Source organism: uncultured Aquimarina sp., assembly GCF_947492405.1.
Lineage (GTDB): Bacteria > Bacteroidota > Bacteroidia > Flavobacteriales > Flavobacteriaceae > Aquimarina.
On the sequence record NZ_CANLMP010000003.1, the window covers coordinates 636,105 to 657,709 of the forward strand.

The 21,605-nt window shown below is 32.5% G+C and carries 21 protein-coding genes; all 21 read left to right on the forward strand.

Annotation, left to right across the window (positions count from 1 at the left end; genetic code table 11):
* Positions 1 to 71 precede the first annotated feature (71 nt).
* The 21 genes from Q0829_RS14320 to Q0829_RS14420 all read left to right on the forward strand — a co-directional run bounded on the left by Q0829_RS14320 (position 72) and on the right by Q0829_RS14420 (position 21,602).
* Complete coding sequence (locus tag Q0829_RS14320) at positions 72 to 707, forward strand: LON peptidase substrate-binding domain-containing protein (protein ID WP_298544178.1); 636 nt, start codon at positions 72 to 74, stop codon at positions 705 to 707.
* A gap of 155 nt (positions 708 to 862) precedes the next feature.
* A complete protein-coding gene (gene sucC, locus Q0829_RS14325; RefSeq protein ID WP_298544181.1) occupies positions 863 to 2,056 on the forward strand; it encodes an ADP-forming succinate--CoA ligase subunit beta in 1,194 nt (397 codons plus the stop codon).
* A 76-nt stretch (positions 2,057 to 2,132) separates the two neighbouring features.
* Positions 2,133 to 2,639: a cupin domain-containing protein gene (locus Q0829_RS14330; protein ID WP_298544184.1), complete on the forward strand. Its 507-nt coding sequence runs from the start codon at positions 2,133 to 2,135 to the stop codon at positions 2,637 to 2,639.
* Positions 2,640 to 2,892: 253 nt separating this feature from the next.
* Positions 2,893 to 3,399 carry a ferritin gene (locus Q0829_RS14335; protein WP_298544186.1) on the forward strand — a complete coding sequence of 169 codons (507 nt, stop codon included), beginning with the start codon at positions 2,893 to 2,895 and terminating at the stop codon, positions 3,397 to 3,399.
* Positions 3,400 to 3,848: 449 nt separating this feature from the next.
* Complete coding sequence (locus tag Q0829_RS14340; RefSeq protein WP_298544188.1) at positions 3,849 to 4,601, forward strand: DUF6503 family protein; 753 nt, start codon at positions 3,849 to 3,851, stop codon at positions 4,599 to 4,601.
* A gap of 237 nt (positions 4,602 to 4,838) precedes the next feature.
* Positions 4,839 to 5,738: a hypothetical protein gene (locus tag Q0829_RS14345; RefSeq protein WP_298544190.1), complete on the forward strand. Its 900-nt coding sequence runs from the start codon at positions 4,839 to 4,841 to the stop codon at positions 5,736 to 5,738.
* Between the two features lie 377 nt (positions 5,739 to 6,115).
* On the forward strand, positions 6,116 to 6,880 hold the full coding sequence (locus tag Q0829_RS14350; protein ID WP_298544192.1) for a YARHG domain-containing protein: 765 nt from the start codon (positions 6,116 to 6,118) through the stop codon (positions 6,878 to 6,880).
* A complete protein-coding gene (locus Q0829_RS14355) occupies positions 6,877 to 7,638 on the forward strand; it encodes a hypothetical protein (RefSeq protein ID WP_298544195.1) in 762 nt (253 codons plus the stop codon). The genes Q0829_RS14350 and Q0829_RS14355 overlap by 4 nt, the downstream gene beginning before the upstream one ends.
* Positions 7,639 to 7,826: 188 nt before the next feature.
* The gene (locus tag Q0829_RS14360; protein ID WP_298544198.1) at positions 7,827 to 10,145 is read left to right on the forward strand and encodes a DUF2339 domain-containing protein; all 2,319 of its coding nucleotides are present in this window, start codon (positions 7,827 to 7,829) and stop codon (positions 10,143 to 10,145) included.
* The gene (locus Q0829_RS14365) at positions 10,129 to 11,361 is read left to right on the forward strand and encodes a DUF3999 family protein (protein ID WP_298544200.1); all 1,233 of its coding nucleotides are present in this window, start codon (positions 10,129 to 10,131) and stop codon (positions 11,359 to 11,361) included. The genes Q0829_RS14360 and Q0829_RS14365 overlap by 17 nt, the downstream gene beginning before the upstream one ends.
* Before the next feature lie 121 nt (positions 11,362 to 11,482).
* On the forward strand, positions 11,483 to 11,830 hold the full coding sequence (locus Q0829_RS14370; protein WP_298544203.1) for a YciI family protein: 348 nt from the start codon (positions 11,483 to 11,485) through the stop codon (positions 11,828 to 11,830).
* A 28-nt stretch (positions 11,831 to 11,858) separates the two neighbouring features.
* Positions 11,859 to 12,203, forward strand: a complete 345-nt coding sequence (locus Q0829_RS14375) for a YciI family protein (RefSeq protein ID WP_298544207.1) — start codon at positions 11,859 to 11,861, stop codon at positions 12,201 to 12,203.
* Between the two features lie 9 nt (positions 12,204 to 12,212).
* The gene (locus tag Q0829_RS14380; protein ID WP_298544210.1) at positions 12,213 to 13,490 is read left to right on the forward strand and encodes a sigma-70 family RNA polymerase sigma factor; all 1,278 of its coding nucleotides are present in this window, start codon (positions 12,213 to 12,215) and stop codon (positions 13,488 to 13,490) included.
* Positions 13,491 to 13,715: 225 nt separating this feature from the next.
* Complete coding sequence (locus Q0829_RS14385; RefSeq protein ID WP_298544213.1) at positions 13,716 to 14,555, forward strand: AraC family transcriptional regulator; 840 nt, start codon at positions 13,716 to 13,718, stop codon at positions 14,553 to 14,555.
* An 88-nt stretch (positions 14,556 to 14,643) separates the two neighbouring features.
* A complete protein-coding gene (locus Q0829_RS14390; RefSeq protein WP_298544216.1) occupies positions 14,644 to 15,201 on the forward strand; it encodes a YbhB/YbcL family Raf kinase inhibitor-like protein in 558 nt (185 codons plus the stop codon).
* A 154-nt stretch (positions 15,202 to 15,355) separates the two neighbouring features.
* Positions 15,356 to 16,033: a hypothetical protein gene (locus Q0829_RS14395; protein WP_298544219.1), complete on the forward strand. Its 678-nt coding sequence runs from the start codon at positions 15,356 to 15,358 to the stop codon at positions 16,031 to 16,033.
* A 166-nt stretch (positions 16,034 to 16,199) separates the two neighbouring features.
* Positions 16,200 to 16,889 carry a cupin domain-containing protein gene (locus Q0829_RS14400; protein ID WP_298544221.1) on the forward strand — a complete coding sequence of 230 codons (690 nt, stop codon included), beginning with the start codon at positions 16,200 to 16,202 and terminating at the stop codon, positions 16,887 to 16,889.
* Positions 16,890 to 16,959: 70 nt separating this feature from the next.
* Positions 16,960 to 17,154 carry a hypothetical protein gene (locus Q0829_RS14405; protein WP_298544224.1) on the forward strand — a complete coding sequence of 65 codons (195 nt, stop codon included), beginning with the start codon at positions 16,960 to 16,962 and terminating at the stop codon, positions 17,152 to 17,154.
* 78 nt (positions 17,155 to 17,232) lie between these two features.
* A complete protein-coding gene (locus Q0829_RS14410; RefSeq protein ID WP_298544226.1) occupies positions 17,233 to 17,886 on the forward strand; it encodes a toxin-antitoxin system YwqK family antitoxin in 654 nt (217 codons plus the stop codon).
* A gap of 51 nt (positions 17,887 to 17,937) precedes the next feature.
* Positions 17,938 to 19,344 carry an FAD binding domain-containing protein gene (locus tag Q0829_RS14415; RefSeq protein ID WP_298544230.1) on the forward strand — a complete coding sequence of 469 codons (1,407 nt, stop codon included), beginning with the start codon at positions 17,938 to 17,940 and terminating at the stop codon, positions 19,342 to 19,344.
* Entirely contained in the window at positions 19,341 to 21,602 is a 2,262-nt protein-coding gene (locus tag Q0829_RS14420) for a molybdopterin cofactor-binding domain-containing protein (protein ID WP_298544232.1), read from the forward strand. Before Q0829_RS14415 ends, Q0829_RS14420 begins: the two co-directional genes overlap by 4 nt.
* The last annotated feature ends 3 nt before the right edge of the window (positions 21,603 to 21,605 follow it).

Consider the following 21,605-nt stretch of genomic DNA (forward strand, 5'->3'; position numbering starts at 1 on the left):
ACGAATTTTTAATTTTTGAACGAATATTATACATAGTGTAGGCGTTTTATTTAGTATTTTTAAAATAAAAAATGTTAGCACTCTTTCCTTTACAATTAGTAGTGTATCCAGGTGAGCGATTACCACTTCATATTTTCGAAAAGAGGTATCAGCAGTTGATTTCTGATTGCGAAACTGAGGGAATCTCCTTTGGAGTACCAGCCTATATCGATAAAAAACTAGAATACGGTACGGAGGTTACTTTACAAAAAGTAGAAAAAAGACATCCTAATGGTTCTAGTGATGTAATTTGTGTTGGTAGAAGAGTTTTTAGGATCAAGAGTTTTCATAAACAATTACCAGGTAAGCTATATGCAGGAGGAGAAGTTGAATATTTAGAAGATAAAGAGAATGGTGCAGAAGAACTACAGGAAGAATTATTAAAAAATATTGCTATTTTGTACGTGGAACTAACCATAGAAAAACCTCCTGTTTTTAATATTCCATTTGTAAGTTATCAGGTAGCTCATAAGGTTGGTCTAGCACTCCATCAGGAATATCATTTATTAAAATTACGAAGTGAACTAGAACGATTAAACTACCTAATAGGTCATCTTAAAATTACAATCCCTGTAGTTAGAGAAATGAACCGGGCTAAAGAAGTCATTAAAATGAATGGGCATTTTAAGAATTTTGATCCATTGGATTTTGAGGATTTCGAATTATAAGCAAATTATTGTTCCGATTTGTATAATTTATGGAGTTACTTTTTAGATTATAAGATTCCTATTTTAATATAACTTTTTTTACGACAAAAGATTGGCACAGTAACTTCACTTTTCCTATTTTTGGGACTCCTATTCAAAAGGCAAAAAATAAGACTATGAACTTACACGAATATCAAGGTAAAGAGATATTAAACAGCTTTGGTGTGCGTATCCAACGCGGTATTGTTGCACAGAATGCAAAAGAAGCAGTTGCTGCTGCAAAACAATTAACTGCAGAAACAGGTACTGGATGGCACGTGATCAAAGCACAAGTACACGCAGGTGGTCGAGGAAAAGGTGGTGGAGTAAAACTTGCAAAGAATCTTCAGGAAGTTGAGGATATAGCAGGACAGATCATCGGCATGAATTTAATAACTCCTCAGACATCCGCAGAAGGAAAAAAAGTACATCAGGTGCTAGTAGCAGAAGATGTATATTATCCAGGAGATAGTGAGCCAGATGAATTTTATATGTCTGTATTACTAAATCGTACTACAGGGCGTAATATGATTATGTATTCTACAGAAGGAGGGATGGATATCGAGACGGTTGCAGAAGAAACTCCGCACTTAATATTTACTGAAGAGGTTGATCCTTCTGTTGGTTTATTACCATTTCAAGCAAGACGTGTTGCTTTTAACTTGGGATTAAGCGGTGGAGCGTTTAAGGAGATGACCAAATTCGTAATGGCATTATATACAGCTTATGTAAAATCGGATTCTTCATTATTTGAAATCAATCCAGTTTTAAAAACAAGTGATGATAAGATCATGGCAGTTGATGCTAAGGTTACAATTGATGATAATGCATTATACCGTCATAAGAGTTATGTGGATATGAGAGATATTCGCGAAGAAAATCCAATTGAGGTAGAAGCAAACGAAGTAGGGCTTAACTATGTAGATCTAGACGGTAACGTAGGATGTATGGTAAACGGTGCGGGTCTTGCTATGGCAACAATGGATTTGATCAAACAAGCTGGTGGAGAACCTGCTAACTTTCTTGATGTAGGAGGTACTGCAGATGCTAAACGTGTAGAAGAAGCGTTTAGAATTATCCTTAAAGATGAGAACGTAAAAGCAATATTAATAAATATTTTTGGAGGAATTGTTCGTTGTGATCGAGTTGCTCAAGGTGTTGTAGATGCGTATAAAAATATGGGAGACGCTATTAATGTTCCTATCATTGTTCGTTTACAAGGGACCAATGCAGATATCGCTAAAGAATTAATTGATAACAGTGGATTAGATGTACAGAGTGCTGTACAGTTTCAGGAAGCTGCAGATAAAGTGCAAGCAGTACTGGCATAATATCTAATATAGAATTATAATATATTTTGAAGCGATCCTACTATTGGGTCGCTTCTTTTTTACATAAGGTTTTTATATGGATAAAAAGGTAGAAGAAATAGTTACTAGATTGAGTATGAAACCCCATCCGGAAGGAGGTTTCTATAAAGAGACTTATAGGAGTGACGATATTATTCCGAAAGAAGTTTTTAAGGGTAAGTTTTCCGGAGATCGTAATTGTTGTACAGGAATTTATTTTCTACTTACTTCAGAAAATTTTTCAGCGTTTCATCGTATTAAACAGGATGAGATGTGGCATTTTTATGGAGGAAATTCGTTGTATGTACACGTGATTACTCCAGAAGGAGTGTATACTAGACATGCCGTAGGAATGAAGCTGGATCAAGGAGAAACTCCTCAATTAGTAGTTCCTGCAGGTTGCTGGTTTGCTTCCAGTGTAAAAGATATAGAAGGCTATTCTTTTGTTGGTTGTACTGTATCTCCTGGTTTTGATTTTGCCGATTTTGAGCTGGCTAGTAGGGATATTCTGGTAAATCAATATCCAGATCATTCTGAGATAATTACACAATTTACACGTAAATAGATACAGATTTTTCTATTACAAGTTTCAAGAGATGTGTTAATGACAATTTTCAAAATATAGATTATTAAATAGTCTTATTTTAAATTAGAGTAAAACACTAGTTAAAACTATTGAAAAGACTATAAATTATGTACTTTTAATTAATTAAAATAAAACGAGCTATAACAAATTTTTGATACACATCTGAGATGATTATTGTTGAGTTCTTTTTTCGCATTTAAATAATATTATAAATACAAGAAATTAAAGAAATATGATACCTGAAATAGAGAAATCATTAAATGAACAAGTACGATATGAGGCTACAGCATCTGCACAATATCTTTCTATGGCATGTTGGGCTGACGTAAATGGATATAATGGGATAGCAGACTTTTTTTATACTCAATCTGAAGAAGAACGTGTTCATATGACTAAACTAGTCAAATTCATTAATGAAAGAAATGGGCAAGCTGTAATACCTGCTATCGAAAAACCAAGAGATGATTTTAAATCATTAAGAGAATTATTCGAAATTTTCTTGGAAAGCGAAGAGTTTGTAACTGCGCAGATCAATAATGTTATTTTTCAATGCCTAGAGCATAAAGATTATAATGTGCATAATTTTATGCAATGGTATGTAGCAGAACAATTAGAGGAAGAAGCGGTAGCCAGAACTTTATTGGATAAATTGAAAATTATCGGCGATGATAAATCTGGACATTATTTGTTCGATAGAGATATTAATACCTTTCAGATTAGTAATTCACAAGAAGAGTAGGTAACTGGTTGTTAATAAGTAACTAAATAAAATTAAAAGATTCTTTTTTTGAGAATCTTTTTTTTATATTTTTGCTCTTTATTTAGATTCAATAAAAATTAAATACTAGTGCAAAATTCTGTAATTACCTCTTTGTATTCGCCTTGTGAAGCAATAAATTGTGAAGTTAGCTGCGGTGGCAAAAAGAAAAAATGTTGTAAGAAATATAAGAAGAAAGGAAAAAGTAATTGTAAAAGATGCCCTAAATTATAAGTTAATAAGCTAGAATTGTATAATAAACTCCTAATAAGCATGTGATCGCATGCTTATTTTTTTGCTTTTTTTTGAATAAACAAATAACAAATACTACTCCTGATTGATTTAATTTTATAATTGATTAAGAGTTTATTAGGATAAATTACAAGATTGATTTTATAGATTAGTATCGTATAAATTACTAATCGTTTAAAATGATTGTTGGTAAAACAATAAAGGCACTACTTTTTCAAAGTATTTTTTTAGGATCATTGTTCTTTTTAATCAGCTGTTCTGTACCTGTAGAGGAGTTAAACGGTAGAGAAATTTTACAAAAAAGTAAAAAATATCATGACCCTTCGGATGTATGGGGAGAAATAAGTTTTGACGTTTATATTCAAGAACCTAGAATAGCAAACCCGACGCGATATTCTATTGTAAAAATGAATAACACTACAGGTTCATTTGAACTTCAGCGGAATAGAGATCAATATGTATCTACTCATATAGTAGAAGAGAATGGACTTACCAAGGTGTTACTAAATAATTCAGAAACTATAGATTCTATATTGGTTGCTAAATATCGATTACAATCGAAAAGAAGCAGTGTATACCAGAAATTTTATCAAATAATGTATGGTTTACCAATGGCATTGAATGATCAAACTTTAAAAAGTATTGATACGACTACTATTGTTGATTTTAATAATGAAAAAAGTTATAGAATTGAAGTAGAATTAAAAGAAGCAGTGTTTTCTGAATTTTGGAAATTATATATAAGAACTTCAGATTACAAATTAGTTGGATTAGAGATTATCTTCCCCAATGATCCTAAAAAAGGAGAACGATTATATTTTGATAAAGATTTTAATTATAAAGGAATTATTGTACCAAGGATTAGACATTGGCATGAATATCATGACAATAGCTATTCAGGATCGGATATAATTGTTAAAAGTATTGACTGATAATTTAGCAAAATCTTTTTCAAAAAAACACAAAAAAATATCTGTATGATGTAACATTACACGTTTTAATAGGTATAGTATATAGATGTACCTTAGTTTTAAATTGCATTAATTGAAGAGTTCTATAAGATGTTATTCAATTTTATGATCAAGATATTATGGAATAATTAAAGTAAATATCTCGGTGCGATTGAGACGTAGTATTAGTCACATTTTAAAAACTATCAAGATTTAACGATGATAAAATTAAAAATTATAAGAACATTATTTTTCTTTGTTATACTACCTATATTAGGATATACTCAGAATAACAAACAATCTCTTTTATACTTAAATCAAAAACCTCCTGGATTACAACCAGAAATATTTGCTCCTGACATAATTTCTAAATCTTCAGAATATGAATTTGGATCTATCTTCTCTAAAGACGGGAAAGAATTTTTTTACGGAGTTGATGTAAATGGGAAATCAGAGATTAGGTATACCAGATTAGAGAAAGATTCTTGGACAACACCAGAAATAATTATATCCGATCCAAATTTTGGTTTCAATGATCCGTTTCTATCACCAAATGAATATCAATTGTATTACATATCGAATCGGCCAGTAAAAGAAAAAGGAAGTGAAAAAGATTATGATATCTGGTATTCTGAGAAAAGACCCTATGGATGGTCTAAACCTAAAAATGCAGGAGCTGCTATTAATACTGATAGTAATGAATATTATATATCCTTTACGGATAGTGGCACCATGTACTTTAGTTCAAATAATAATTCAGGAAATGATGATTTTGATATATATGCTTCAAAAAAAATAAATGGTGAATTTCAGAAACCAAAGAAATTGAGTGATGCTATAAATACGAAAAGTTACGAAGCTGATGTATTTGTGGCTCCAGATGAATCTTATATCATTTTTTGTGCGAGACGCAAAGAAGGATTAGGTAGGGGAGATTTATATATAAGTTTTAAAAATGAAGATGGTAGTTGGACTACATCTAAGAATATGGGAGCTTCCATCAATACTAAGGGACATGAATTATGTCCATTTGTAACCAAAGATGGAAAATACTTTTTCTATACTAGTAATCAAGATATTTATTGGGTTGATGCTTCTATTATTAATCAATATCGATAGAAATAATGGGGAGTTTTGTTGTTTATTGTTTTGAGATAAAGATGACAATTTAATATTATTCTAATCCGTTATGCATTTTGATTTTTTTATTCAAAATTCGTCGATTAGAGTGCTTCGACTAAAAGAAGAAGCGTATACTCCAGAGGCGGGCAGGCTAATTTCCCTTCTGTCATCTCGGGCGTAGTTGAGAGGTCATTTTGGAAAATTACTCGAATTGACGCTTTTCTTTAACATTTCCTTCAAAATGCACAACAGGTTATTCTAAAAAAATCGTAAAGCCTATTAATTTTTGATAGGCTTTTTTTAGATTTGTATCTTACCCTCCCTTTTTCTGATGATTAACCTTTTATATCAATTTTAAAAAAGTAATATCGTTTATGATAAGATATTTGTTAGTCATAGTTGTTTTTATTTCTTCTAAAAACTATGCCCAGGAAACTGAATTTGATAAATTACTAGATTTATTTACCGAATCTAAAAAACAAATCCCAAAAGATTTAGCACAGAAATATTTTGATTTTAAATCAACCGAAAGGGCAAATACGCTGTTGACAGGTAAAATAGTTGTTAAGACAAATGATTATATTGTTTTATCTACCGTTTTAGAGTGCAGTGCCGGGGGCAGTTGTGAACAATCTTCTATAACTTCATTTAGTGATAATGGCGATAGAATTAATACTATAGCTTATGAAAGAGAAATGGCCGATTGCTCTTTTGATGATAAAAGAGAATCTGTTTTTATCTCCAGTGATTTATTAGTTTTTAAAGAGACAAGAGAAAAATTGGATTGTTTGGGAGACGGCAAACAGATTGGGATAAAGGAGTGGTTAGAGTTTCAGCCTATAAAAGAAAATGGAACATTCTCAAAACCATATACAGATCTAAAAGCAATTGAAAGGGACAACTACATATTTTCTCATAGAGTTTTTACTCCAGACGAACTTGATCAGAAAACCGAAGAAGAGTTGGCGATTATTAAAAATGAGATTTTCGCCTCACACGGGTATATGTTTACAACAGAAAAGTGGCAAGATTATTTTGAATCAAAATCGTGGTATATGCCCTCAGATGATGATGCTATTGGCAAGTTGACAGAAATAGAAAAAAAGAATATAGAATTGATTTTAAGTATTAAAAAATGAGGATAATAGGGATACTTATATTCATATTAATTTCAAGAACATCCTTTGGTCAGGCAAAAACCATTCATGTTTTTGTTGCTTTGTGTGATAATATAAATCAAGGTATTGTTCCCGTTCCGAAGAGCATTGGAAATGGTCAGGATCCTAAAAATAATTTATACTGGGGAGCTGGATATGGTGTAAAGACATTTTTTAAAGTTAAAACCAGAGACTGGGAATTGCTAAGAAGCATTCCTTCTAAAGATTCTAATATTTTAGAAAGATTGTTGTTTAAACATGCTACTAAAGACGTTTATATGTTAGCAGATGCGTACGATGGAGCTAAAATCAAAACAAGTATAGAAGATTTTTTGAAATCATCTAACGGTCAGATTCCGATACAGATAAAAGAAAAAGAGAGTTTGTTAGATTTTGGGGGAGGATCGGATTTATTAGCATATGTAGGACATGATGGTTTAATGGATTTTGAAGTAAACGTTTCCTATAAAGAATCTGTTACTAAAACAAGAGATGTTATTATTCTGGCTTGCTATAGTAAAAGTTATTTTTCTCCTGAGATTAAAAAAGCAAAAGCTAATCCGATATTGTGGACAACACATCTTATGGCTCCTGAAGCGTATACATTAAAAGCTGCAATTGATGGATGGATTAGGAAAGAATCAGGAAGTCAGATTGATGAAAGGGCTGCTCAATCATATCATAAATATCAAAAATGTGGTATTAGAGGAGCCAGAAATTTATTTACTACAGGTTTTTAGGGCTTCTAAACACTATAAACCACTCGGACAATACCCTTTTTTCAGGGGGGTAATTGATTTTTTTTAATGATATTTTTGAGTATCAAAAAGGTAGAAGATGCTTTTATATTTTAAGAAGACTCTTTTTTTTACCTATATTTCTATGATGAATATCGAGATCGTGTATTCATTTTTATATTGAAAAAATAATGGCCAACAATCAACAGTACATCAATGAACTCCTTCAAAAGCTGGAGATTCTTTCAAAAAAACAGGAAGTTTTTCGTAGAGAAATACTAGACTTAAAAGATGAAATTTATCAGTTAAAGACTTCTGAAGGGCAAAAAGAAAATCCAATTGTAAAGGAAAAAACGATTTCTCCAATTCCTGAACCAGTCCCAAAGATAGCAGAAGATACGTCTAAACCCATTGAACCTGTGGCACAGAAACAACCTGTGAAGCCAGTTTCGAATCCTGTGGTTAAAAAAGTTGTTAAACCAAAAGGAAAATCTAACCTAGAAAAATTTATTGGAGAAAATCTGATTAGTAAAATAGGAGTGATCATTTTAATAATTGGGGTAGCCATAGGAGCCAAATATTCTATAGATAATGATTTGATAAGCCCATTAACTAGGATTATGCTAGGATACCTTACAGGTGTTGGTCTAATCGCTGTTGGGATGAAACTAAAAAAGAAGTACCATAATTTTAGTGCGGTTTTAGTAAGCGGCGCCATGGCGATATTATATTTTATCACCTTTTTAGCCTATAGCTTGTATGATCTCTTTCCGCAATTATTCACATTTGTACTAATGCTCTTGTTTACTATTTTTACAGTGTTTGCAGCGATACAATATAATAAACAAGTAATTGCTCATATAGGATTAGTGGGTGCTTATGCAGTTCCGTTTTTATTAAGTGATGGATCTGGGCAAGTAGTAGTGTTATTCAGTTATATGGCAATCATTAATATTGGGATTTTATTCATAGCACTACAGCGATATTGGAAGTCATTGTATTATTCTTCTTTTTTCCTTACTTGGTTAATTTACTTTGGCTGGTATGCTTCGGATTATGAAACTGACATTCATTTTAAGCTGGCATTTGTCTTTTTATTAGTGTTTTTTGCTACGTTCTACTCTATATTCTTAGTATATAAACTTCGGAAAAAGGAGAAGTTTGGTACAGGAGACGTTATACTTCAGTTGATTAATGCTTTTGTTTTTTATGGGATTGGTTTTGCTATACTAAACGATCATCCTTTAGGAGAACAATTATTAGGAATATTTACTTTGGCGAATGCGATCATACATTTTGCGGTGAGTGTTATTATTTATAGATTAAAGTTAGCAGATCGCAATTTATTTTACTTTACTTCAGGAATGGTATTGGTCTTTATCAGTATTGCATTCCCTGTGCAGTTAGATGGTAATTGGGTAACATTATTATGGGCCGCAGAAGCTGCTTTACTATTTTGGATAGGTAGAACTAAAAAGGTTCCTATTTATGAAAAACTGTCGTATCCAGTGATGGCATTAACCTTTTTTAGTTTGATTCAGGATTGGTGGTTTTATTATATAGAATACTCGTTTGATTCATTAGAGCCAGAAACGGGAATGACTCCGTTTTTTAATATTTCCTTACTCACATCTTTACTATGTGCAGTTTCGTTTGGATACATTTTGTATGTACATCGCAGTGATAAACATCCATTTCCTTGGCCTAATTACAAAACCTTGTATCAATTAATCTCTCTGTGGATTTCGGCTATGTTTTTGTTCATTTTATACATGGCCTTTTTCTTAGAAATTATAGAATATTGGAATGCTTTCGAAGGCAATAGATCGGAGTTTCGAGGAATTTGGTTAATAAATTATACACTAATCTTCCTAACAATTTTATCTTTTTTAAATATCAAGAAGTTTAAAAACATGGTTTTTGGCTATATTAATATACTCCTTAATATATTCACTTTACTTATTTTCCTAACAAATGGATTATATATACTTAGTGAATTACGAGAAAGTTATTTGAGCCCAACACTTCTCGAATCTGGTGAAGCAGGTTTTTATCACATTGGTATCCGGTATATTTCATTAGCTTTTGGTACTGGTTTATTGGTAGCTTGTTATCAATATGTGAGACAAGAGTTTCTAGGAAGAACATTTAAGATAGCCTTTGATATTATATTACAAATTGCTATTCTTTGGATGATTAGCAGTGAGTTGATTCATTGGTTGGATATGGCTGGCTACGCGTCTTCAGATAAACTAGGATTAAGTATTCTTTGGGGTCTATACTCATTGTTATTAATTGTTTTAGGGTTTTGGAAAAAGATAAAACATATACGGATTATCGCCTTTTCACTTTTTGGAATTACCTTAATAAAACTATTCCTATATGATATTTCGCACCTTAATACGATTTCTAAGACCATCGTATTTGTATCCTTAGGGTTGTTATTATTGGTTATTTCGTTCTTATATAATAAATACAAACATATCATTACAGATGAGGTCAAAGATTAATATACTAGGTTGTGTACTTTTTTTAATCTGTTCTACTATATATGGGCAGATAGATAGATATGAGTATAAAAGAGAACTAAAAGACATTACCGATAGTTGGCATCGTATAATGTTGCCCGATGAACTATTTAAAAACGTATCATCTGATCTTTCGGATATTAGAATTTATGGGATTACAAAAGAAAATGATACGGTAGAAGCTCCTTATATTTTGAAAAAAAATAGAGAGAAAATATCTAGTAAACAAGTTGATTTCGAAATTATAAATAGAGCAACGACTAAAGGGGGAACTTTTATAACTTTTAAAATACCATTGGACCAAGCAATTAATCAGATTAAGTTATTCTTTAAAGAAGATAATTTTGATAGACTTATTAATTTAGAAGGAAGTCAAAACCTCAAAGAATGGTATTCGATTGTTGATAGTTACCGTATCCTTTCCATTAAAAATGAACTAACAGCGTATACATTCACAAGTCTTAAGCTTCCGGATTCTAAGTATCAATACTATCGTCTTTTTATCAAAGGAACTAATGCACCGGAGCTAAAGAATGCTCAGATAACTTTACGTGAAGCAACAGAAGGGATTTATAAGATACATCCTATTAAATCAATCCGTACAGAAGAGAAAAAGCAAAATCGAACTACAGTAATAGATATAGATTTGCAAACAGCGGTTCCAGTAAGCTATATAAAAATAGAAGATGATAATGATTTTGATTATTATAGATCAGCACGTATAGAATACCTTAGAGATAGTATACAAACAGAAAAAGGATGGCGTTATAATTATCAAAACTTAAGCTCTGGAATCCTTAATTCTATAGAGGGAAATGAGTTTAAATGTAATAGTACGATTACGAACAAATTACGAGTGATTATTAACAATCAGGATAATGAACCGCTCACAATAGGTGCTATTAAAGTAAAAGGATATACGCACGAACTAATCACACGATTTACAACACCTGCAACCTATTTTCTTGTCTATGGAAATACTAGGACCGGTAAGCCATCGTATGATTTGCAGTATATGTCTAATATAGTTCCTGAGAAACTGAAAACAATACAATTAGGAACAGAACAAGGTATTGAAAAAAAGGGAGAGAAGGTTGTTGCACCACTTTTTGAAAACAAAATCTGGTTGTGGGCAGTGATGGGTATCATTATCGCATTATTAGGAGGATTTACACTGATGATGATGAAAAAGAAATAAAACTTCTGACCAACTCAGAACTATTGGCTCAAGACGTGCGTCAAAAAAAAATGAATAAGCTGTCCAAATACTAAAAACTACTTCGTCATAGAACCATATAAACCAAAAAATAAATAAACTTATGAAACAATTTATGTTCCTTTTTAAAGGTGGAGACGATGTTTGGGATGCTAAATCAACAGAAGAACAAAATGCACACATGGAAGAGTGGATGCAATGGATTGGTCAAATGGCAGAACAAGAAAAATATGTAGGAGGTGAACGTCTTTATCCAGCCGTAAAAACTGTTCATCCCGGAGGTACGAAAGTTACGGATAGATCTTTTGTCGAAGCTAAAGAATTAGTAGGAGGTTACATTACCGTAATGGCAGAAACAATTGAAGAAGCAACCGAAATGGCAAAAGGATGTCCTGGATTACAATGGGAATCTTCTGTAGAAGTAAGAGAAGTTTGGCCAGATGAGGCTTAATCGCAAGTGTAATTAAAAATCATAAACGATGAAAGAATTTTTAATGTTGATACGAGGAGGGCAGGAAAAATATAATTCGGTATCTCCAGAAGATATGCAAAAACATATGGAACATTGGCAACAATGGATGGGAAGCTTAGCACAAGAAGATAAATTAGTAGGAGGACAACCTTTAATGAACGAAGGAACTACCATGACAGAAAGAGGAAAGAAAGTTATAGATCGTCCATTTGCAGAAGGCAAAGAATTGGTGGGAGGGTACTTACTTATTAAGGCAGATTCTCTAGTGCATGCTACAGAGATCGCAAAAGACTGCCCTAGTTTCGAGTATGATTGTAGTGTAGAGGTTCGTGAAATAGCTCCGATGGATTAAACGATCATCTTGGAACCAAAAGATCACATAGACAATACGATAAACCATCTTTTTAGACAAGAGTCTGGAAAGATGGTTGCTGTTTTGATCAAAATCTTCGGTACAGAAAACATAGAACTTGCAGAAGATGTAGTACAAGATGCATTAGTGAGTGCATTAGAAACCTGGAAGTATAGAGGCATGCCCGATAACCCAAGAGCATGGTTATATCGCACAGCACGCAATAAAGCAATAGATATCATTCGACGAAAAAAGCACAGTAAAACTATAGACTTTTCTGATCCCGAACGCAAACTACTGACTTCAGAATATACATTAGCGAATACAATGAAGGATTTTTGGAAGGAGCAACATATACAAGATGATTTTTTGGCAATGATGTATGCCTGTTGTCACCCGGATATTTCGCAGGAAAACCAGATTACATTTATTCTTAAATCTCTTTGTGGATTTAGTACTAAAGAAGTAGCTAAATCTTTTCTTACAGCAGAAGATACTATCTCTAAACGATTATATCGTACTAAAGAATATTTCAGGAAAAACAAGATACGACCTGCTATACCGTTTCCAGAAGAAATTGGCACCAGAACTTCTGCTGTGTTAAGTGCGATCTACTTGATGTTTAACGAAGGATATAATTCTACTCATGATGATCAGTTAATAAGAAAAGATTTGATCTCACAAGCAATGTGGCTATGTAAATCACTCTTAGATAGTGCGCATACTCAATTGCCAGAAGTATATGCATTGATGTCACTAATGTGTTTTCATACCGCTAGAGTAGATAGTCGAATTACAGAACAGGGAGCACTCATATTATTACCAGATCAGAACAGAAGTACTTGGAATACAGAACTGATTCGATTGGGAGGTAACTATCTTAATCAAGCTGCGTTTGGAGATACACTTACTACCTATCATCTAGAAGCAGCCATAGCATATCAACATTGTACAGCTTCGAGTTATAAAGCCACTAATTGGAAAGAAATTCTTAAATATTATGATCTTTTGCTACACATAGATAATGATCCTATTGTTTCTTTAAACAGATGTTTAATTCTATTAGAATTACATGGACCCGAAGAAGCATTAGAAGCGATAAAAGAAATCAAAGATCATAAAATACTAGATAAGTATTACTTATATCACGCGATTCTGGGAGAAATCCACGAACGTTTAATACAACTTAACACCGCTGTTGAGCATTATCAGCAAGCAATACAACTTACCCAATCCAAGCCAGAGCAAAATTGCTTACAACAAAAAATAGCCCGTATTCTTAATTAATAATACGATGAGTTGTCATTTCAGATTTGATCCAGAATTCAGAATGATAAATAAACAGGTCTTGTATGAATGTTTTATTTTTTTATTTAATGATATTCTTTTATTTTAAGAGTTGATCAACTAATAACAGTGTAATTGATAAGACAAAGTTCAGTACAAAACTGAAAGATAAAGTAGGAGTCTGTTACTAATTTTACACGAGATACTAGAGAAAATGAGAACCCTATGAGGACAATTACATTACCTGATGAATTAAGTTTGAATTCTTCTATGTCAATTGTAGTTTATGATTACGAAAGCATTACTGAAATATCCAAGCAACAAATTTTATTGAATAAAAATACGTTTAGCTTTCTGCAAGAAGGAACCAAAGAAGTCTTTTTTGACGATTCCACATACGCAGTTGATAATTCTCAATTTCTATTGATGAAATCCGGACATTGTTTAATGACTGAAAAGCTGTCTAACGATTCAAGATATTATCGGAGTATTCTATTTTTCTTTTCCAACGAAGTTGTATTACGGTTTATAAGAAAATTTAAATTAGAAATATCTGTTTCAAGAACATTCTATTCGACATATTCATTTAATTACGATTCATTTATAAAAAGATTTGTTGATAGCCTTTTAGATATAACAAAGCTTTCAAAAGCTACTCAAGAAAACATTTTAAATACAAAATTTGAAGAGATAATGTTATATCTAGTAGATCTAAATGGCTTAGATTTTCTTTATTCCTTGATTAATCATAGTGATAATCAAAACCAAAAATTTATCCAAACAATTGAAAGTAATAGATTGAACAAACTAACGATTAAAGAGCTTTCGTTTCTATCTAATATGAGCGAGTCGACTTTCAAAAGAGAATTTGAGAAACATTTTCATAGTTCGCCTAGTAAATGGTTTCAGGATAAGAGACTTGAACACTCAGCTTTTCTTTTAAGAAATGAATCTAAAAGACCTACGGATATTTTTGAAGAAATTGGGTATGAGAACCTATCCAACTTCATTCATGCTTTTAAAGTCAAATTTGGAGTTACACCAAAACAATATCAGTCAAGTTGACCTTTTATCAATACTTTTTGATCTGAATTAAACATAACATATCGTCGTATCGATCATAATTTTGCCAATATAATTTAAAGCAAACATTATGAAAAAATCATTTTCAATTTTAACAACATTAATCATTTTTTCGAGTACGATTTTTGGGCAAAATACTTTTACTTTATCGAGTAATGATTTAGGTGGAGAAGCCACAATTATCGAAGAATTTAATGGCTTTGGTTGTACCGGAGAAAATCAATCTCCACAGCTATCCTGGAAAAATGCTCCAGTAGGAACTAAAAGTTTTGCTATAACAATGTATGATCCGGATGCTCCTACAGGAAGCGGATGGTGGCATTGGGTCGTATTTGATATCCCAGCTAACACGAGTGAATTAAAATCTGGTACAGGAAATACAAAGTTGAACTTAACACCTCAAGGAGCTATTCAGAGTATCACAGATTATGGAGCAAAAGGTTATGGTGGGCCTTGTCCTCCAGAAGGACATGGTTTACATCAATACATCATTACGGTTTACGCATTAAAAACGGATAAACTTGGATTAAATGAAAATACTAATCCTGCTGTAGTTGGGTATTACTTATGGAATAATACATTAGCAAAAGCGAGTATAGTAACTTATTATCAAAGAAGAAAGAAATAGTTATCTCTAGCGAAGTATGAAAACAAGAGCGGTTTGGGTATTAATCCAAACCGCTTTTACATTTAATTAGGTATATTGTTATCTGAAAAAATAGTTGTTTTTTTATCTGTTACTGTTGTTATATAGGATGTTGTAACTAATTAATATAAACCAGATGTTTATAAAGTTTAAGCGCAATGATTATAGGTTATTTATATTATGTGCACTGATATTTTTATTGGGAGTAATCTCTTGTGGCGAAAGAAAAAGCAATAAAAATAGCATATCTCTAGATCCAAGATATCTTCAAATTGAGAGCATTAATTCATTTGCTAATTGTAATGGACCAAATGGTAATTATACTACAAAAGTAATATCGAAAAAAGATGGAGCCCTTATTTTTACTCAGATATTCGATTATAGAGATTCACCGTTTATGGCTAAACTAAGTTCGGATAATAAAGGTTTCACTTTAGATGAAAACAATAAAATTCTAGATACATTGTCAAATGTTTCCATTGAAATGATAAGAAGTCATGATTTTCATAGGTTGCAGACCAATCCTAAGTCCTTTTTCAACCAGATAAAATTCGAAAAAAGATTAGATGTAACAACAGAATTATATTCAGCAATAGACCGACTTAATAATCCAGCAAAACTTTACTACGATAAAGCTATAAAACAACTTAGAAGTGTAGAATTTAAAAACATGATGGATACCACACAGGTAATCAAAATAGTATATAAGAAGTGGGATGAAAGCAATTATGGAAAACTTGCAAAGGAAATTGAAATAATACAGGCTGAAAAAGACACATTTAACTTCAGTTTTGAAACAATCAAAATAAACTAATCATCCTAATTCTCAAATAGCAGAGATTTGATGGAAAAATAACTGCGAAGGGAAAAGAAGAATAGTAATTTGTATCACTTTTTCTGCAGTATCATTCTCTTTTATTAACTTTAGGTTAGCCAATCCAACTAATTATAACATCAACAAGTTGGCTGAAATACCTAAAATGAAAAAATCTAAAGAAAATAGTGAACATTATAATTGGGGCGATAATTGTAGTGGATGGCATCTCGTTAAGTCCGAGAAATTAAGTGTGATTGAGGAATTAATGCCTGCCAATACTTCTGAGCATAAACATTATCATAATTTTTCTGAGCAATATTTTTACATAATCAAAGGAACTGCAACTTTTGAGATAGAAACGATGATTGTAGAAGTAAATAAAGGAGAGGGAATTCATATACATCCACAAGTATTTCACCGAATAAGAAACGATAAATCTGCTGATTTAGAATTTCTTGTCATCTCGCAACCTACTACAAGAGGAGACAGAGTAAACGAACCTTTTGAAAAAAAAGAATTGAATTTAAACGGTAAAAAATTTAAATCAGTTTCTAATTCAGTTAATGGAGAAGTTAGTTCAAATACCTTTTTTGAATATCGACAAGATGAAAATATAATTTGGGCAACGTATCAAGGTGGGGATATTTTATTTGGAACTCTTTCAGGTCAAATAGATAAAAGGAACTTAATATTTACATATCAACACCAAAATAAAAATGGAGATTTCAAAACTGGAAAATGTGAATCATTTATTGAAGAGGAAGGTGATACACTAATTTTAAAAGAAAAATGGCAATGGACTTGTGATGATTTTTCTAAAGGAGAATCAATACTTGAAGAAATAAAATATTAATTCATTATAACGTTACTGATTATAAGTTTTAAAAATCATTAAATTAGAATACTAAAAAAACAGATTATAAATGAGTGAAAAAGAAAAAAACTCGGCTAAAATGACCTTAACATTTGGAATTATGGGTTTTCTCGCCGGAATTGGACTATTACTAGGTGGTAATAGACTGATTGGAATTTTTGGTTCTATTGCCAGTGCTGGACTTGTGTTTAAAGGATATAAGGATTTAAAAGAATTAAAGAATCCGGAAGATAAAAACACATAGTCATTCGAAATAGTAGTACTTTTAATACGTTAAAATTTCGTACAGAAATCGTTATCTTCAATTGGTACACTACAAAACATGAAAAAAAACTCACACTTAATACTTCTTTTATTAATTTCCTTACTTTTTACCTGTAAGCAAAACTCTGATCAGTCAAATGGTAGTGGTGTAAATGTAAGCTATGCAAAAAGCGTTAAAGTTTTTAAGGATTATTATGAAAGTGGAGAATTACTTGTGTCCGGGCAGTATGATAATGACAAAAAGGTAGGAGAATGGACAAGTTATTTCAAAAACGGAAAGCCGTCCAAAATAGAAAACTATCAAGATGGAAAATTAGAAGGCGCTTGGACGGTATTTCACCCAACAGGAAAATTATATATGGATGGAGCACATCAACAAAACGCTAAAATCGGAACTTGGAAACACTATTTAGATGATGGAACTCTTAAATATATTAAGCATTATGATACAGAGGGAAGCACAGGAGAATGGAAAAGTTATTATGATTCTGGCGAATTAGCTTCTGTAGAAAACTATCAAAAAGGCAAGGCACATGGTTTATGGACCGATTTTTATAAAAACGGTCAGATTTATAGAATCGGAAAAAAAATAAAAGGTAGAGAAGACGGAGTCTGGAAAATCTATAATGATAAAGGAAGGCTGTTGTTAACTGAGACCTATGAAAACGGTAAAAAAATACAAGCAGTTCGAAGTAATGAAGCTGATAATTGATTTTTGATTTGTAAAATTTGGTAGAACTTTTTAGTACCTTGCCTTTTACATATGATTCAGTTTATTTTAAATAATAAGATTATTAGGACGACTGCAAATGCAGGAATAACTCTTTTAGATTTTATAAGAGAACACAAGCAATTAAAAGGAACAAAAATTGGTTGTCGCGAAGGAGATTGTGGTGCTTGTACAGTTTTGGTTGGAGCGCTAAATGATGACAAAGTAACGTATCAAGGCATTACATCTTGTATTTCACCTCTAGGGAATGCTAATGGAAAACATATTGTCACAATCGAGGGGATTAATTTACCTACCACATTAAATACAGTACAAAAAGCTATGACCGATAACTATGCCACGCAATGTGGCTTTTGTACACCAGGTTTTGTAGTTTCTATGACTGGGTATGCTATTGGGAAAAATGAAAGCTGCCTAGATTCCTGTAATGATGCTATAAGTGGTAATATTTGTAGGTGTACAGGATATAAGTCTATTGAAAAAGCAGGATTACTTGTAGAAGAGAAACTGCAAGGAAAAGACACTGATAATGCTATGGCTTGGTTGATTAAAGAGGGATTTATTCCTGATTATTTTGAAACCATTCCACAAAAATTGAAAGATCTAGAGTCAAAATCTATTGCTAATAATGGAAAAATAGTTGCTAGCGGAACGGATCTATATGTTCATAATGCTGATCAACTTGCAGAAGAACAAATTCATTTAATTACTGGAGATAAAGCTTTGACTGGGATTCAATTTACATCATCGACGTGTACCATAGGAGCTAATACCACAGTTACAGAGCTTTTAGAAAATAAGAAATTACAAATCCAGTTTCCGAAGTTAAAGTCATTTCTTACACTAGTTTCTTCTGAACCTATACGTAATATGGGGACTTTGGGAGGGAATTTTGTCAATGCTTCTCCTATTGGCGATATGACAGTTTTCTTTTTGGCACTTAATGCAACTCTAACGATTCAGTCCAAAACAGGATCAGAAAGACAGTTAGTTTTCAATGAATTTTATAAAGGATATAAAACCTATGATTTATTTAAAGGTGAAATTTTAAAAAGTATTTCTTTTGATATCCTTGAGGATGGAGACTTTTATAATTTTGAAAAGGTGAGTAAAAGAACGCACTTAGATATAGCAAGTGTAAATACTGCGGCAAGAATCACTTTGGAAAATGATATAGTAAGAGCCGCTCATTTCTCTATGGGAGGAACCGCTCCAATTCCAAAGTATTTATTCAATACTAGTAGTTTTTTCATCGGAAAAACAATCAATTCAGAAACTGTAAAAGAAGCAGAAACACTTTTACAATCAGAAATTGCACCAATTAGCGATGTAAGAGGATCAGCAGATTATAAACGATTATTAGCTAAACAATTGTTCTTTGCACATTTTATCGAATTATTTCCAACAAAAGTTGAATTTCAAAAACTGATAGCAGGATGAAGACGATGAAAAATATTGATAGTTTCACTCATGTTAGAGGAGAATCACTATTTGTGGATGATTTGATAACAAGACAAGATACTTTGTATGGATTGGTATTTGACTCACCAAAAGCGCATGGAAAAATAAAACACGTAGATTATTCCCAGGCAGAACAAGTAGAAGGTGTTGTAAAAATATTTACATCCAAAGATGTTTTGGGTGAAAACCAAATCGGAGGGATTATTCCTGATGAACCTTTATGGGCAGAAGATGAAGTTCATTTTTGGGGACAACCAATTGCATTTATCGTTGCAGAATCTGAAGCTATTGCAAAAAAAGCACGTCTGCTTATTGAAATAGAAATTGAAGAATTACCTGTAATTACAACGGCAAAGGAAGCTAAAGAGCAACAAAGTTTTATTAATGCACCACGTTCTTTTACATTAGGAGATACGGATGCTACTTTTTTAGACTGTGATTATGTAATAGAAGGAGAAACATTTTCTAATGGTCAGGAACACCTTTATCTAGAAACACAAGGTTGTTATGCTGTACCCCAAGAAAATGGAAGTATCAAGATTACATCATCGACACAGGGTCCAACAGCTGTGCAAAAAACTGCGGCTAAAGTTTTGGGGGTACCTATGCATAAGATAGAGATAGACGTTATCCGATTAGGTGGAGGTTTTGGAGGAAAAGAAGATCAAGCGACTCCTTGGTCAGTTATGGCAGCAGTTGCCGTACAACATCTCAACAAACCTGTAAAATATATCTTAAACCGCCACGATGATATGCGTATGACGGGAAAACGTCACCCGTATTCCTCTTTTTTTAAGATTGGATTGGATAAGAGCTTAAAAATAATAGCTTTTGAAGCAGAGTTTTTACAGAATGCTGGTGCAGCAGCAGATTTATCCCCTGCAATTGCAGAGAGAACATTATTTCATGCGACCAATAGCTATTTTGTTCCTAATGTAAGTACGACAGTATATAGTTGTAAAACAAACTTGCCTCCCAATACAGCATTTAGAGGTTTTGGAGGTCCACAAGGAATGTTTGTTATTGAATCTGCTATTGCCAAAGCAGCGGATGCAATAGGCATTGATAAGCGAAAAATTCAAGAAGCTAATTTATTGAAAGAAAATGATGAATTCTCATACGGGCAAATTGCAACCAACGTTGAAGCTAGAAATACTTGGTTTACAGCAAAAGAAAAGTTCGAACTTGATAAATTAGAGAAAGAAGTTGCCAATTTCAATAGTAATAATGATCATTTCAAAAAAGGAATCTCATTAATGCCTGTTACTTTTGGTATTTCATTTACAAATACAATGATGAATCACGCTAGAGCATTGATTCATATCTATCAGGATGGTAGCGTTGGGGTGAGTACAGGAGCCGTAGAAATGGGACAAAGTGTTAATACAAAGATGTTACAAGTTGCTCAGAATGCTTTAGGTATTTCTGCTAATAAAGTAAAGCTAGAAACAACAAATACTACTCGTGTTGCTAATACCTCACCTTCTGCAGCAAGTTCGACAGCAGATTTAAACGGGAAAGCTGTGCAAAAAGCTTGTACTGCATTACTAGAAAGATTAACAAAAGTAGCTGCTAAAATGATGACCGAAGAGGCGGCTAAAATTTCTTTTCAAGAAGATTATGTTTTTGTAGACGGCAAAAAGTCAAATACAACTTGGGAAGCAATCATTGCACAAGCCATGGCAGATCGAATTGCCTTATCAGAAAATGCGCATTATGCAACCCCTATCATTCATTTTGATAAAACCAAAGAAAAAGGACATCCTTTTGCATATCACGTGTATGGTACCGCCATTACATCAGTTACCGTGGATTGTGTGAGAGGGATTTATGAAATTGACTCTGTAAAAATTGTACACGACTTCGGAGAAAGCATGAATTATGGTGTAGATATTGGTCAAGTAGAAGGTGCCCTCGCACAAGGGATTGGCTGGATGACTATGGAAGAAATCTCCTATAATAATGATGGGCGCTTATTATCGAATGCACTGTCGACCTATAAAGTCCCTGATATATTTTCTGCTCCAAAAACAATAGAAACTATAGCTGTGGAAACTGATGGAAACGATATGGCAATCCATAAATCTAAGGCAGTTGGAGAACCTCCATTAATGTATGGAATTGGTGCATACTTTGCTATTCAACAAGCTGTAAAAGAATTCAATAAAAATTACGAACCAAAGTTTGATTCGCCATTTACACCAGAAAAGGTATTAATGGGATTGTACGAAAAGTAGTAA

What these genes read in the sequence shown, in the direction of transcription:
- Q0829_RS14320 (WP_298544178.1), top strand. Translation starts at nt 72, where the DNA reads ATGTTAGCACTCTTTCCTTTACAATTAGTAGTGTATCCAGGTGAGCGA.
- sucC (WP_298544181.1), top strand. Translation starts at nt 863, where the DNA reads ATGAACTTACACGAATATCAAGGTAAAGAGATATTAAACAGCTTTGGT.
- Q0829_RS14330 (WP_298544184.1), top strand. Translation starts at nt 2,133, where the DNA reads ATGGATAAAAAGGTAGAAGAAATAGTTACTAGATTGAGTATGAAACCC.
- Q0829_RS14335 (WP_298544186.1), top strand. Translation starts at nt 2,893, where the DNA reads ATGATACCTGAAATAGAGAAATCATTAAATGAACAAGTACGATATGAG.
- Q0829_RS14340 (WP_298544188.1), top strand. Translation starts at nt 3,849, where the DNA reads ATGATTGTTGGTAAAACAATAAAGGCACTACTTTTTCAAAGTATTTTT.
- Q0829_RS14345 (WP_298544190.1), top strand. Translation starts at nt 4,839, where the DNA reads ATGATAAAATTAAAAATTATAAGAACATTATTTTTCTTTGTTATACTA.
- Q0829_RS14350 (WP_298544192.1), top strand. Translation starts at nt 6,116, where the DNA reads ATGATAAGATATTTGTTAGTCATAGTTGTTTTTATTTCTTCTAAAAAC.
- Q0829_RS14355 (WP_298544195.1), top strand. Translation starts at nt 6,877, where the DNA reads ATGAGGATAATAGGGATACTTATATTCATATTAATTTCAAGAACATCC.
- Q0829_RS14360 (WP_298544198.1), top strand. Translation starts at nt 7,827, where the DNA reads ATGGCCAACAATCAACAGTACATCAATGAACTCCTTCAAAAGCTGGAG.
- Q0829_RS14365 (WP_298544200.1), top strand. Translation starts at nt 10,129, where the DNA reads ATGAGGTCAAAGATTAATATACTAGGTTGTGTACTTTTTTTAATCTGT.
- Q0829_RS14370 (WP_298544203.1), top strand. Translation starts at nt 11,483, where the DNA reads ATGAAACAATTTATGTTCCTTTTTAAAGGTGGAGACGATGTTTGGGAT.
- Q0829_RS14375 (WP_298544207.1), top strand. Translation starts at nt 11,859, where the DNA reads ATGAAAGAATTTTTAATGTTGATACGAGGAGGGCAGGAAAAATATAAT.
- Q0829_RS14385 (WP_298544213.1), top strand. Translation starts at nt 13,716, where the DNA reads ATGAGGACAATTACATTACCTGATGAATTAAGTTTGAATTCTTCTATG.
- Q0829_RS14390 (WP_298544216.1), top strand. Translation starts at nt 14,644, where the DNA reads ATGAAAAAATCATTTTCAATTTTAACAACATTAATCATTTTTTCGAGT.
- Q0829_RS14395 (WP_298544219.1), top strand. Translation starts at nt 15,356, where the DNA reads ATGTTTATAAAGTTTAAGCGCAATGATTATAGGTTATTTATATTATGT.
- Q0829_RS14400 (WP_298544221.1), top strand. Translation starts at nt 16,200, where the DNA reads ATGAAAAAATCTAAAGAAAATAGTGAACATTATAATTGGGGCGATAAT.
- Q0829_RS14405 (WP_298544224.1), top strand. Translation starts at nt 16,960, where the DNA reads ATGAGTGAAAAAGAAAAAAACTCGGCTAAAATGACCTTAACATTTGGA.
- Q0829_RS14410 (WP_298544226.1), top strand. Translation starts at nt 17,233, where the DNA reads ATGAAAAAAAACTCACACTTAATACTTCTTTTATTAATTTCCTTACTT.
- Q0829_RS14415 (WP_298544230.1), top strand. Translation starts at nt 17,938, where the DNA reads ATGATTCAGTTTATTTTAAATAATAAGATTATTAGGACGACTGCAAAT.
- Q0829_RS14420 (WP_298544232.1), top strand. Translation starts at nt 19,341, where the DNA reads ATGAAGACGATGAAAAATATTGATAGTTTCACTCATGTTAGAGGAGAA.